This is a genomic window from Cryobacterium sp. MP_M3 (genome assembly GCF_015752155.1).
Classification (GTDB): Bacteria; Actinomycetota; Actinomycetes; order Actinomycetales; family Microbacteriaceae; genus Cryobacterium.
Window position 1 is genome coordinate 22803 of record NZ_JADOVI010000011.1, and the last position, 13417, is coordinate 36219.

Annotated in this window: 11 protein-coding genes; 9 read left to right on the forward strand and 2 right to left on the reverse strand. The window is 70.7% G+C overall.

Features of this window, described 5'->3' with window-relative positions; all coding sequences use genetic code 11:
- Positions 1-13 precede the first annotated feature (13 nt).
- Genes IWX89_RS13025 through IWX89_RS13040 form a run of 4 tightly spaced genes read left to right on the forward strand, consistent with a single transcriptional unit; the run spans position 14 to position 3798 of the window.
- A complete protein-coding gene (locus IWX89_RS13025) occupies positions 14-334 on the forward strand; it encodes a 2Fe-2S iron-sulfur cluster-binding protein (RefSeq protein ID WP_196903981.1) in 321 nt (106 codons plus the stop codon).
- 5 nt (positions 335-339) lie between these two features.
- Positions 340-1629 carry an NAD(P)/FAD-dependent oxidoreductase gene (locus tag IWX89_RS13030; protein WP_196903982.1) on the forward strand — a complete coding sequence of 430 codons (1290 nt, stop codon included), beginning with the start codon at positions 340-342 and terminating at the stop codon, positions 1627-1629.
- Positions 1630-1681: 52 nt separating this feature from the next.
- Positions 1682-2326, forward strand: a complete 645-nt coding sequence (locus IWX89_RS13035; protein WP_134507762.1) for an HD domain-containing protein — start codon at positions 1682-1684, stop codon at positions 2324-2326.
- Positions 2326-3798, forward strand: coding sequence for an aldehyde dehydrogenase family protein (locus IWX89_RS13040; RefSeq protein WP_196903983.1), 1473 nt, complete (start codon positions 2326-2328; stop codon positions 3796-3798). Before IWX89_RS13035 ends, IWX89_RS13040 begins: the two co-directional genes overlap by 1 nt.
- Positions 3799-3833: 35 nt before the next feature.
- Here IWX89_RS13040 and IWX89_RS13045 read toward each other — a convergent pair whose 3' ends face one another.
- Positions 3834-5819, reverse strand: coding sequence for an APC family permease (locus IWX89_RS13045; protein ID WP_196903984.1), 1986 nt, complete (start codon positions 5817-5819; stop codon positions 3834-3836).
- A 251-nt stretch (positions 5820-6070) separates the two neighbouring features.
- Between IWX89_RS13045 and IWX89_RS13050 the strand changes: the two genes are divergently transcribed.
- Complete coding sequence (locus IWX89_RS13050; protein WP_196903985.1) at positions 6071-6628, forward strand: hypothetical protein; 558 nt, start codon at positions 6071-6073, stop codon at positions 6626-6628.
- Positions 6629-6650: 22 nt separating this feature from the next.
- On the opposite strand, the gene IWX89_RS13055 is transcribed toward IWX89_RS13050, so the two are convergent.
- Positions 6651-8153 carry an MATE family efflux transporter gene (locus tag IWX89_RS13055; RefSeq protein ID WP_196903986.1) on the reverse strand — a complete coding sequence of 501 codons (1503 nt, stop codon included), beginning with the start codon at positions 8151-8153 and terminating at the stop codon, positions 6651-6653.
- On the opposite strand from IWX89_RS13055, the gene IWX89_RS13060 reads away from it, so the two are divergent.
- From IWX89_RS13060 to IWX89_RS13075, 4 genes are all read left to right on the forward strand, one after another.
- On the forward strand, positions 8132-10096 hold the full coding sequence (locus IWX89_RS13060; RefSeq protein WP_196903987.1) for a M13 family metallopeptidase: 1965 nt from the start codon (positions 8132-8134) through the stop codon (positions 10094-10096). The two genes, IWX89_RS13055 and IWX89_RS13060, sit on opposite strands and share 22 nt — an antisense overlap.
- 87 nt (positions 10097-10183) lie before the next feature.
- Positions 10184-11092, forward strand: coding sequence for a serine hydrolase (locus tag IWX89_RS13065; RefSeq protein WP_196903988.1), 909 nt, complete (start codon positions 10184-10186; stop codon positions 11090-11092).
- Positions 11093-11217: 125 nt separating this feature from the next.
- The gene (locus IWX89_RS13070) at positions 11218-12732 is read left to right on the forward strand and encodes a cytosine permease (RefSeq protein ID WP_196903989.1); all 1515 of its coding nucleotides are present in this window, start codon (positions 11218-11220) and stop codon (positions 12730-12732) included.
- The gene (locus IWX89_RS13075) at positions 12729-13334 is read left to right on the forward strand and encodes a cysteine hydrolase family protein (protein WP_196903990.1); all 606 of its coding nucleotides are present in this window, start codon (positions 12729-12731) and stop codon (positions 13332-13334) included. Before IWX89_RS13070 ends, IWX89_RS13075 begins: the two co-directional genes overlap by 4 nt.
- Positions 13335-13417: the final 83 nt, after the last annotated feature.

Genomic DNA, 13417 nt, shown 5'->3' on the forward strand with positions numbered 1-13417 from the left:
GGAGACCCGAGCAATGCCAACCGTAACCTACGTCGCCTACGACGGCAGCGAGACCATCGTCAACGGATTCGCGGGCGACTCCGTCATGGAGACCGCGGTGCGCAACGGCGTCCCCGGCATCGTCGCCGAGTGCGGCGGCAGCCTGTCCTGCGCCACCTGCCACGTCTTCGTCTGCTCCGACAGTGCGGGAGTGTTCCCGCCGCGGGCCGACCTCGAGGACGACATGCTCGACGGCACGGCCGTCGACCGGGAAGAGAACTCCCGGCTGTCCTGCCAGCTGAAACTGACGGATGACGTGGCCGTGCACGTGCAGACCCCCGAGACCCAGGTCTGAGCGACATGTCCACTCCAGCGCAGCCCCGCACGGGCACCCTCATCGTCGGCAACTGCCAGGCGGGCGTGCAGATCGCCTCCACCCTGCGTGAGCTCGGCGACACCGGACCCATCACGCTGGTCGGCGAGGAACCGCACGCTCCCTACCAGCGGCCCCCGCTGTCGAAGGCCTTCCTCAAGGGCGAGGCCACCGCCGACTCCCTGGCCTTCCGCACGCACGACTTCTACCGGGAGCACGACATCGAGCTCGTCACCCGGGAGCGGATCGTCACGATCACCCGGGACGAGAGGGGCGGCGTGGCTGTGGCCGAGTCAGGGCGCATCTTCCCGTTCGCCCGACTCGCCCTGGCCACGGGCGCCGTGCCGCGCACGATCCCCTTCGAGGGTTCAGAGCTGGAGGGCGTCACCTACCTCCGCACCGCCACCGAGGCGACGGTGCTCGAGCAGCAGCTGCACCAGGCGACGAACGTCGTCGTGGTCGGTGGCGGGTTCATCGGGCTGGAGGTCGCCGCCGGCGCCCGCGCGGCAGGCAAGAACGTGACCGTGCTCGAGGCCGCCCCACGGCTGATCGGCCGGGCCGTCTGCGAGCAGACCAGCGAGTTCTACCTCCAGGCGCACCGGCGGCGCGGCACCCGGGTGGTGCTGAACGCGAAGGTCGTGCGCTTCACCGGGGAGCACGACCGGGTCACCGGGGTCGAACTCGGCGACGGAACCGTCGTGCCGGCCGAGGTCGTGCTGATCGGCGTCGGCGTGATCCCGCGCACCGAACTCGCCGGGCAGCTCGGCCTCGAGGTCGACAACGGCATCGTCGTCGACACCCACGCGCTCGCCTCCGACGGGCTCACCGTGGCGGCCGGCGACTGTGCGAACATGCCGAACCCGTCGATCGCGGACTTCGGCCAGGGCCGGCTGCGGCTGGAGAGCGTGCAGAACGCCGTCGAGCAGGCCAAGGTGGCCGCGGCCACCCTGCTCGGCCAGGTTGCCGAGCACAAGACGGTGCCCTGGTTCTGGTCGGACCAGGCCGACCTGAAACTGCAGATCGCCGGCCTCTCCGGCGGGCACGACCAGGTCGTGCTCCGCGGTGACCCGGACTCGGAGAAGTTCTCCCTTCTCTACTATCGGGACGGCATCTTGATCGCCGCCGACTGCGTCAACAGCCCGCTCGACTTCATGGCTGTGCGCAACGCCCTGCACAAGGGCCAGTCGATCCCCGCCGCGCTGGCGACCGACACCGCGGTGCCGCTCAAGAAGTCCGTCACCGACGTTCTCCTTCCCGTTCCTTCCCCGGCCGCGTAGGCCCCTTCCCGTGTGCGCCCCGGCGCCGGCCACCCCAGAAAGCGAGATCGCCATGACCCTGCAGACCGAACACCCCGTCGACACCTCACCCATCGACGTCGCCGGCGACGCCCCGACCGACCTCGACCCGCTCTGGCGGGCCGTCGAACCGGAGATGCGCACGCGCGGCAACGACATCCACATCCCGATCTCGTTCGCCTTCGCGGAGCGGCTCTGCGAGGCCTACCCGGAGGCGGACTCCCTCGTCGTGCGGGTGGCCATCCTGCTGCACGACACCGGCTGGGCCCGCGTCGACGAGACCAAGATCATTTCCGAAGGGTTCGGCGCGAACTGGCGTCAGGCGCAGATCCGGTTCGAACACGAGATCAAGGGCTGTGAGATCGCCAGGGAGGTGCTGCCGGGCCTCGGCTACGACGACGCGTTCATCACCCGGGTGACGGACATCATCGACGGCCACGACACCCGCGCGGAGTCGCACTCGATCGAGGATTCCCTCGTGCGGGACGCCGACCGGCTGTGGCGCTTCAACCCGGCCGGCATCGCCCTCGCCTCCAGCTGGTTCGGCCAGACCCCGTCCTTCTACTGCCGGCGCCTCCGCACCGAGATCCTGCCCGAGCTGATCACGGCCGCCGGGCTCGAGATGGCCACGGTCGAACTGGACCGGGCCGAGGCGCTGCTCAAGGTGGCGGTGCTCTGATGGAGACGGCAGTGGTGACCGTGCCGTACACCCACACCGCCGACCTGTTCATCGACGGCGCCTGGACGCCGGCCGAGGGCACGGGGAGCACCCCGGTGACCAACCCGGCCACCGAGGAGGTCTGGGGGAGCGTGCCCATCGCATCCGCCGGCGACCTGGACCGGGCGGTCGGCGCAGCCCGGCGCGCGTTCACCGGCCACGGCTGGCGCGACCTGGCACCCACCGAGCGGGCCGGCCACCTGCTGCGACTGGCTGACGAGGTCGAGAAGCGGGCCGAGGCGATCTCGCACACCAACACCTGGGAGAACGGATCCCCGGTCGCCGAGACCGCCAGGGCAGCGTCGAACGCGGCCGCCATCTTCCGCTACTTCGCGTCGCTCGCGTCGCACCTGGAGGCCACCGACATCCGCCCCTTCCCCGACGGCTCCGCCGAGACCGTCGTGCGGCAGGACCCGGTGGGCGTCTGCGCGCTGATCGCCCCGTGGAACTTCCCGATCAACCTCGTCGTGGCCAAGCTGGCGCCGGCCCTGATGGCCGGCTGCACCGTCGTGATCAAGCCGGCCTCACCGACGCCGCTCTCCATCCGCCAGATCGCGGATGCCGCCACGGCCGCCGGGATCCCGGCCGGCGTGATCAACGTGGTCACCGGCAACAGTTCCGTGGGCGACGCCCTCGTACGGCACCCCGGCATCGACAAGGTGGCGTTCACCGGCTCCACCCCGGTGGGGCGCTCGATCGGCGCGGCCTGCGGCGAACTGCTGCGGCCGGTGACCCTGGAGCTCGGCGGCAAGTCCTCCGCCCTCGTGCTGCCCGACGTCGACCTGGCCGAGATGCAGAAGGTGCTCATCCGCAGCTGCATGCGCAACACCGGGCAGACCTGCTACATCTCCACCCGCGTGCTCGCCCCGCGGGAGCGCTATGACGAACTCGTCGACATGGTCACCGCCACGATCAGTGCGGCGCAGCAGGGCGACCCGATGGACCCGGCGACCGTGTTCGGGCCCAGCGCCACCGCCGCGCAGCGCGACACCGTGCGCGGCTACATCAGATCGGGGATCGCCGAGGGCGCCCGGGCCACGACCGGCGGTGACGTTGCCTCCGGGTTCGACCGGGGCTTCTACGTGAAGCCGACGGTCTTCGCCGACGTCACCCCCGGGATGCGGATCGCCAGGGAGGAGATCTTCGGGCCCGTGCTGTCGATCCTGCGCTACGACACCCTCGACGAGGCGGTGGGGATCGCCAACAACACCGGCTTCGGCCTCGGCGGCACCGTGTTCGGGGCGGATGTCGACGCGGCGTTCGCGGTGGCCGCGCGCGTGGACACCGGCTCGATCGGGCTCAACTTCTTCGCGTCGAACCATGCCGCGCCGTTCGCGGGCCGCCACGACTCCGGCCTCGGCGTCGAGTTCGGGTTGGAGGGACTGCACGTCTACCTCAAGCCGCAGTCGGTGCACCGCCGCATCCGTTCGTAGCCGGCGCAGGCACGTGCAGCCCCGGCCCTTCCGGCTCAGCCACCGCCGACGTGGATGCCGGGCCGGCGGGCCGGGTCTGACTCGCTCGTGCGCAGGATCTCGCGCACCACGGGCGCCGTGTCGCCCTGCCCGAGCAGGAGGTAGCGGACGAGGTGGGTGACCGGGTTGCCCTCCGACCACTCGAAGTAGGCGTGCGGCCGCACGCCGGCGGCGTCGCGGAGCGCCAGCAGGATGGCAGCGATGGCGTTCGGGGCTGCGGGGCTCTTCGCCCGGAGCACCCGGTAGCCGTCGGCCTCGACCCCGCGCACCTGCAGCCGCTCGCTGAAGCCGGACGGGTCGACGACCTCGATCTCCAGGAACAGGAGGTCGGCCGCACCCGGCACCGGGTTCATCCCGCGCTGCTCGCGCTCCTTTTCTGCATAGTCGCCGCGGGTGCCGGGCGCCCGCTTGTGCGCGATCAGGTTGAGGGCGCCGTCGTGGTCGAGCGAGTCCCGGATGTACCGCCGGGCCGTCTCGTCGAACTCGACCTGCTCCACCCGGAGTTCGGTCGTGCGGGACACCCGCGAGATCAGGGACACGGTGACGATCCCGAGGATGAAGAAGGCGGAGATGGTGATGCCGTCCGGCTTCTCGATGATGTTCGCGCCGAGCGCGTAGAGCAGCACGAAGGTGAGCACGCCGAACGCGACGCTCGCGCCCCGTTGCCGCCGCCGCACAGCGGAGATGGTCACCGCGACCGCGCCGGACACCATCATCACCAGGATCCCGGTGGCGTACGCCCCGGCCTGCGCGTTGACGTCCGCCTTGAAACCGATCGTGATCAGGATGCTGACGCCGGTGTAGACGAGAACGACCGGCCGCACCGCGCGGCTCCATTCGGGGGCCATGCCGTAGGAGGGCAGGTAGCGCGGGACGATGTTGATCAATCCCGCCATCGCCGACGCCCCGGCGAACCACAGGATCAGGATGCTGCTCACGTCGTAGACCGTGCCGAACACGTTGCCGACCCGCTCGTGCGCGAGATAGGCGAGGGCACGCCCGCTGGCCGCCCCGCCGTCCTGGAACGCCGCGGCCGGGATCAGCACGGTGGTGACCAGGCTGCTGGCCAGCAGGTAGACGCTCATGATGACGGCCGCGGCGGTGAGCAGCTTGCGGGTGTTGCGGATGCGGGACGCCAGCCGTTCCTCGGGCGTGCTTCCCGCGGCCGCGACGAGCGGCATCATGCTGACCCCGGTCTCGAAGCCGGACAGGCCGAGCACGAGCAGGGGGAACGCGATGATCGCCGGGCCGAGGATGTCGCCGAAACCCGTGCCGCGGGCGGACAGGGCGCCGATCCAGTCGGACAGGACGCGGGGTTCGGTGAAGACGTCGTAGAGGCCGACGCCGATCACGATCCCGTTGAGAAGCAGGAACAGGGCGACCAGGGGGATCGCGACCGAGACCGCCTCGCTGAAGCCGAGCAGGAAGACCCCGCCGAGGATGAGCAGCAGCACGACCGTGATGGTCACGGCATGCCCCTGCAGGAAAGCCGGCGCGAACGGGTTCTCGAGAAGGTGCACCGTGGCATCCGCCGACGAGAGCGTGATCGTGATGATCCAGCTTGTGGCGACGAAGCCGAGCAGCACGAGCACGAAGACCTTGCCGCGCCAGAACGGCAGGAGTCGCTCCAGCATCGCCACCGAGCCCTGGCCGCGCGGGCTCTCCTTGGCCACCCGCCGGTACATGGGCAGCATGCCGAGCAGGGTCAGCGCCACGATCAGCAGCGTCGCCAGCGGCGAGAGGGCGCCGGCCGCCAGGGCCGCGATGCCGGGAAGGTAGGACAGGGTCGAGAAATAGTCGACGCCGGTCAGACACATCACCTTCCACCAGGAGTGGGTGGCCGTGGTCTCCTCGCTGCTCTCCGGTCCCACCGGCTGAACCCGGTTCTGCAGCAGCCAGCGCGTGAAAGCGCTGGTCGGGGCCGTGGCGCGCGGCGGCCGTGGCACGCTCGCGGGAATCAGCGGTCCGGCAGGTGGTGTCATGGTTTCTCTCCCGGTGGCATTTCGGCCTGCGTCGGGCCCGGTGGAACCACGTTGGCAGATCACCATTGTCGACCCGTTCGCGCCGTTTCGTGGCCATTCGCGGCGCGGTGATCAGCAAACGTCGCCGGGGCGCGCTCGCCGAGCCCCCGGACACGACCATAATCGACGTGTACCCCCTGGGCAGCCGGCCCACCGGGAGGAGAGGTCCCGAGCCGAGCATCCGCCCGCGCTCGCCGCCGGAAAGTGAATCCATGCCAGGCATCCCCACCACCCGGGTCGCCGTTCGCGGCGTCTGGGAGGGTGACACCCCGGACTACGGCACCGTCGTCGACGCCGAGAACGCGGGCAGGCTGCTCACCGACCTCGTGCGCTCCGCCCTCGAACTGCTCGAATACCGTCGGCTCGCCTGGGAGCCCGATGCGATCCAGCTCGTGTCGAGCGACCGGGCGGCCTACCTGAGATTTCCGGCGGCCGACGAGCGCGCGGCGGATGTCGCGGTGCAGCTGTCGCAGGCCCTCTCCGCGCATGCCGCCGACGGGCTCAACCTCGCCCGCATCATGGGGGCCAACCCGCCCTGGCGGTCCGTGCGCATCCTCGTGCTCGCCGACGAGGACGGCGCCGCGACCACGCGCCTCGACCTCGATCCGGAGGGGGAGTGCCGGGTGTCCTGGTACGGCCCCTTCGACAACGCCCGGTTCTCCGAGATCGCGATCGGGTTCGCGGTCTTCCTCACCCATATCGTCGCGAACGTGTTCGACGACGACGACGGCAGCGAGACGTTCGAGGAATCGTTCGACTGGGTCGTCTGAGACCGATCATCGCCGGGCCGGTTCAGCGCGCCCCGACCACCATCCAGGCCCCGGTGCGGGCGCGCAGGCCCAGGGTGACCGCGCGGGCGCCGAGGTAACCGAGGGCGAAGGCGGCCATCAGCCACGCCAACCCGGCAGCCCCGGATGGCGCCCAGACCAGCACGCCGACGGCCAGCGGAACGAACGCGGCCAGATTCACGACGCCCGTGACGGCCAGGTAGCGCGCGTCGCCCGCCCCGATCAGCACCCCGTCGAGCACGAAGACCACGCCGCCCAGCGGAACGGACAGCCCGAGCACGACCAGCGTGGCCGGCAACAAGGTGTTCACCTCCGCTGCGTTCGTGAAGAGGCTGCCGAGCACGCCGCTGCCGGCGATCACGAGCAGCCCGAGCACCGCGCCGCTCAGCACGCCCCACTCCAGGCAGCGTCGCAGCACGGCCCGCACGCCGGCCAGGTCGCCGGCGCCGAGTCCGCGGCCGACGAGTGCCTGGGCGGCGATGGCCAGGGCGTCCAGCGCGAAAGCGAGGGTGGCGAACAACGTCATCGCGATCTGGAAGGCGGCCAGTTCGGGCGAGCCGAGGCTGGTCGCCACGAACACGGCGAGCAGCATGGCCGCGCGCAGGCTGACCGTGCGCAGGAAGAGCCAGCCGCCGCTCGACGCCCCGCGTAGCACGCCCGCGCGGTGCGGCCGCAGCCGCGCCCCCTCGCGGCGGGCGTGGCGCCCCACGACGATGAGGTAGACGGCGACCATTGCCCACTGGGCGACGACGGTGCCGAGCGCCGAGCCGACGATGCCGAGACCGAGCCCGTAGATGAACCACAGGTTGAGCAGGATGTTGGCGGAGAAGCCGAGCCCGGCCACCAGGAGCGGGGTGCGGGTGTCCTGCAGCCCGCGGAGCAGACCTGTGGCCGCGAAGACGAGCAGCATGGCCGGGAGTCCGAGCATCGAGAGACCCAGGTAGCCGGCGGCGGCCTCCGTCACGGCCGGCTCGGCCCCGAAGGCGCCGACCAGCGCGGGGGCGGCGAAGGCGCCGGCCGTCGCCAGCAGCACGCCCAGGCCGAGGGCGAGCCAGAGGCCGTCGATGCCGACCGAGACCGCCCGCCCGCGGTCGCCCGCTCCGAGCCAGCGGGCCACCGCGGGAGTCGTGCTGTAGGCGAGGAAGACCATCAGGCCGATGATCGTCTGCAACACCGCGCCGGCCAGTCCGAGCCCGGCCAGGGGCACCGCGCCGAGGTGCCCGACCATGGCCGAATCGGCGAGCAGGAACAGGGGTTCGGCGATGAGAGCGCCGACGGCGGGAATGGCGAGGCGCAGGATCTCGCGGTCGATGGGCTGCGGGCGGAGGATGGCGATGCTCCAGAGTAGCCGCCGGGCCGCGGCGCGGTCCCCCTCGCCGTCCCCTCGCCGAACTGAGAGTTCAGCACGTTTTCGGCGGCTGGGAGGGTGCCCAACTCTCAGTTCGGCGAGGTGGATCGTGCCGACGCAGCGAATAGGCTGGGAGCATGACTGATCAGGGGACCGCATCCGGAATCGACCGCGACGAACTCGACCCGGGCGTGCGTCCACAGGATGACCTGTTCCGCCACGTGAACGGCAAGTGGATCGATCGCACCGAAATCCCCTCCGACAAGGCCCGCTGGGGGTCGTTCTACCTCCTGGCCGAGGAGTCCGAGAAGGCGGTGCGCGAGATCATCCTCGAGGCCCAGACGGCCGAGCCCGGCACAGAGGAGCGCAAGTTCGGCGACCTCTACGCCAGCTTCCTCGACGAGCAGAAGGTCGAGGCGCTCGGCGCCACCCCGCTCGCCGACGATCTCGCCACCGTCGACGGCATCTCCTCCATCCCCGTGCTGCTCGGCACCCTCGGCCGCCTGGAACGCGCCGGAGTGGCCGGCGCATTCCAGCTCTACGTGGACAACGACCCGGGAAACCCCGAACGTTACCTCGTCTTCGTCGAGCAGGCCGGACTCGGCCTTCCCGACGAGTCCTACTACCGGGACGAGACCTCCGGTGCGATCCGGCAGGCCTACCAGGCCTTCGTCGAGCGGATGTTCGGCCTCGCCGGCCTCACGGACGCCGCCGCCCGGGCCGGCCGGGTCTTCGAACTCGAGACCGAACTCGCCACCCACCACTGGGACAAGGTGCGCTCCCGCGACAGCGAGAAGACCTACAACCTCAAGACCTGGGGCCAGGTGACCGCGCTCGCCGCCGGCGCCGACCTGCAGCTCTGGCTCGAGGGGCTCGACGCCCCGGCCGCGGCGTTCGACGAGGTCGTCGTGCGCCAGCCCAGCTTCGTCACCGGCCTGGCCGAGATGCTCACCGAGGACCGGCTCGCCGCCTGGCAGGACTGGCTGCGCTGGCAGATCATCCGTTCGAGCGCCGCCTACCTCTCGGCCGACTTCGTCGATGCCAGCTTCGACTTCTACGGCCGCACCCTCACCGGCACCCCCCAGCTGCGCGACCGCTGGAAGCGCGGGGTGTCGCTGGTCGAGGGCGCCCTGGGCGAGGCCGTCGGCCGCATCTATGTGGAGCGCCATTTCAAGCCGAGCGCCAAGGCCAGCATGGACGTGCTCGTCGCCAACCTCGTCGAGGCCTACCGCCGGAGCATCGCCGACCTCGACTGGATGACCGAGGAGACCCGCGCCCGGGCGCTCGAGAAGCTCGAGAAGTTCACCCCGAAGATCGGCTACCCGGTGAAGTGGCGGGACTACTCGACGCTGGCCATCGACGCGGGCGACCTCATCGCCAACGTGCGGGCAACCAACGAGTTCGAGTTCCAGCGGGAGCTCGGCAAGATCGGCAACCCGCTCGACCGCGACGAGTGGTTCATGACCCCGCAGACCATCAATGCCTACTACAACCCGGGCTTCAACGAGATCGTCTTCCCCGCGGCCATCCTGCAGGTGCCGTTCTTCGACGCCGATCGGGATGCGGCAGCCAACTACGGCGCGATCGGCGCGGTGATCGGCCACGAGATCGGGCACGGCTTCGACGACCAGGGCTCCAAGTACGACGGCGACGGGCTGCTCACCGACTGGTGGACCGAGGAGGACCGCGCCGCGTTCGAGGAACGCACCAGCTCCCTGATCGAACAATTCAACGCCCTGGCCCCCCGGCAGGTTCCGGGCCACTTCGTCAACGGCGCCCTGACCATCGGCGAGAACATCGGCGACCTCGGTGGCCTCTCGATCGCGTGGAAGGCCTACCTGATCTCCCTGGCCGGCGCCGAGCCGCCCGTCATCGACGCTCTCACCGGCGCGCAGCGCTTCTTCCTCTCCTGGGCGCAGGCCTGGCAGCTCAAGATGCGCGACGAGGAGGCCATCCGGCTGCTCGCGATCGACCCGCACTCGCCCAACGAGTTCCGCTGCAACCAGATCGTCAGCAACATCGACGATTTCTACGACGCCTTCGGCGTGGCCGAGGGCGACGCCCTCTGGCTCGCCCCGGACAAGCGCGTCACCATCTGGTAGGGGTCTTCTTCGCAAGAATCCTCCAACCTCGTTGGGTTATTGTGGTGCCGGGCCAGCAGGCCCGGCGCACGGAAGGACCCGCATCCGGTGGTCAAGCCATCCCAGGACTCAGAGCGACGGTCCCGCCACGCCTCTGCGCCACAGGGGAAGCACGGCGGGGCGGGGGCGAACGCCAACTTCGGCCGCGGCTTCCAGGCCCTGGGTGACCTCGCCGCGCACGGGGTGCAGGTGTCGGCGCGCGCCACCGACCTGACCACCGGCCGGGTGCTGTTCTCCGTCGACGACCATGTCGTGATGCCCACCGCCGGGATCGGCACCGTGCTCCTCCTGATCGAGGTCGCGGCCCGGCTGCGCGAGGCTGACTTCGGCGCCTACACGATCCTCGACCGCACTCCGCTCGACTCGGTCGGCGGCTCGGGCATCTGGCAGCACCTGCAGGCTCCGTCGCTGCCGGTGGCCGACCTCGCCGCCCTGATCGGTGCCACCGGCGACAACCTGGCCGCCAACGTGCTCATCCGGGCGGTCGGCCTGGATGCCGTGCGCGCCCGCACCGAACAGCTCGGCCTCTCCCGCACGGCCCTGCTCGACCTCGTGCGCGACGAACGCGGGCCCGACCACGCGCCGCAGCTCTCGGTCGGCAGCGCCAAGGACCTCACCTGGCTGTTCACGGCGCTCGCCCGCGGCGAGATCGTCGACGCCGCTGCCAGCGAACGGGTGATCGGCTGGCTCTCCCTGGGCAGCGACCTGTCCATGGTGGCCAGCGCCTTCGGCTTCGACCCGCTCGCCCACCGCCAGGGCGACCACGGCATGCTGCTGGTCAACAAGACGGGCGCGAGTGCCGGCGTGCGCAGCGAGGTCGGCATCCTCCGGGGTCCGCGGGCCGGCGTCACCTACGCGGTGTCGATGTCGTTCGCCGACACGGCACTCTCGGCCAGGCTCGCCGTGCTCGACGGGATGCGCGCGGTCGGCATGGACCTGCTCGAATACGTGCACTGACCGGCTGAAGTCCACGGGCGCCCCTGCCCGGTCGCGGCGCGTCCCGCCCGGCCTTGACAGGCATCCGCGCCCCGCCCTAGTCTCCGCAGTACAGGCTTTGGCAGGTTCGACGAGAGGACCTTCGCATGTCCATCCCACCCCTGATCGACGCGGAAGGCCGGGCCGCGGGCTCGGCCCTGGAGATCGAGCTGAACGGCATCAACGCGATCCATTCGAGCGAGCACAAGGGGCACCCCCGGGACCTCTTCTGGCCGTGGTTCGCCGCCAACGTCTCGGTGCTCGGCATCAGCTACGGCTCGTTCCTGCTGGGCTTCGGCATCTCCCTGTGGCAGGCGAGCATCGTGGGGCTCGTCGGCATCATCGTCTCGTTCCTGTTCTGCGGTTTCATCGCACTCTCCGGCAAGCGTGGCCACGCCCCGACGATGACGCTCAGCCGGGCCGCCTTCGGCATCAACGGCAACCGGGTGCCGTCGGCGCTGTCCTGGCTGCTCACCGTGGGCTGGGAGACCGTGCTCGCCTCCCTCGCCGTGCTCGCCACGGCGACCGTGTTCACCGAGCTCGGTTGGGAGGGCGGCAGCCTGACCAAGGTCGTCGCGCTCGTGGTCGTGGCGGCGCTGATCGTCGTCGGCGGGGTGCTCGGCTTCGACTTCATCATGAAGCTGCAGAAGTGGATCACGATCATCACCGGAATCCTCACGGTGGTGTACGTCATCCTCGTCGCCGACCAGATCAACTTCGACACGCTCGCAGCGATCCCCGGTGGCGGCACCCCGCAGGTGATCGGCGCCCTCGTGTTCATGATGACGGGCTTCGGACTCGGCTGGGTCAACGCGGCGGCCGACTACTCCCGCTACCTGCCCCGGTCGGCTTCGAGCACCGGGGTCGTCGCCTGGACCACTTTCGGCGCGTCGCTGGCGCCGATCATCCTGCTGCTGTTCGGGCTGCTCCTGGCCGGTTCCTCCGCCGAGCTCAGCAGCGCGATCGCGGTCGACCCGATCGGCGCCCTCACCACGATCCTCCCGATCTGGTTCCTCATCCCCTTCGCCCTGGTGGCTGTGCTCGGCCTGGTCGGCGGCGCCGTGCTCGACATCTACTCCTCCGGCCTGGCCCTGCTCACCGCCGGCGTCAGGGTGCCCCGGTTCGTGGCCGCGGGCATCGACGGCGTGCTGATGGTGCTCGGTGCGGTCTACGTGGTCTTTTTCGCGGGCAGCTTCCTCGGCCCGTTCCAGGGCTTCCTGATCACCCTCGGCGTGCCCGTCGCGGCGTGGTGCGGCATCTTCATGGCCGACATCCTCCTTCGCAAGAAGAGCTACGCGGTGAAGGAACTGTTCGACCCGGCCGGGCGCTACGGCAGCGTGCGGGTGCTCTCGATCGTGCTGATCGCGGTCGGGTCCATCGTCGGCTGGGGCATGGTCACCAACGGCTCCGCCGACTGGCTCGCCTGGCAGGGCTACCTGCTCGACCCGTTCGGGCTCGGCGGCCGTGCCGGGGAGTGGGCCTATGCCAACCTCGGCGTGCTGGCCGCGCTGGTGATCGGCTTCGGCGGCACCCTGCTCCTCGGGCGCGGAACCGTCAGGGCGCAGGAAGCCCTGCCGGTCCCCGGCGAGGACCAGGCGGCCGAGGAGCTCCTGCCGGCATGAGCTCCGCACCGGAGGGTTCCCCGGGCAGACCCGCCGCCGGAGTGGACGGCGGTTCGTGGCTCGTCCTGGTCGACCTGCAGCGCATCTTCGGCGAACCGGGCAGCGACTGGTTCACGCCACGCTTCGCCGAGGCCGTGGCGGGCGCCGCCCGGCTCCGGCCCGCGTTCGGCCAGCGGGTCGCCCTGACCAGGTTCCTCGCGCCCGAGAAGCCCGCGGGAGCCTGGATCCCCTACTACCAGGACTGGCCGTTCGCGCTCGACCCCGCGAACCGTGCGCTCTACGACCTCGTGCCCGATATCCCGCCGCTGGACGCCCGGCTCATCGACCGGCCCACCTTCGGCAAGTGGAGCGCCGAGACCCGTGCGGCCCTCGACGACCCCCGCGAGATCGTGCTCGCGGGCGTCTCCACCGATTGCTGCGTGATCTCCACGGCGTTGGCCGCGGCCGACGACGGCGTGCGGGTGCGGGTGGTGGCGGATGCCTGTGCCGGCCTCAGCGACGTCGACCACCAGCGCGCGCTCGACGTGATGGCCCTCTACGCCCCGCTGATCAGCATCACTTCCGTCGACGAGATCCTCGCCGAACGCGCCACCATCGGCTGAGCTGAGCTGAGCTGAGCTGAGCTGAGCTGAGCTGAGCCGGGGCCGGGCGCACGGATGCCTCCCCGGCCGGCGGGGAGGCATCC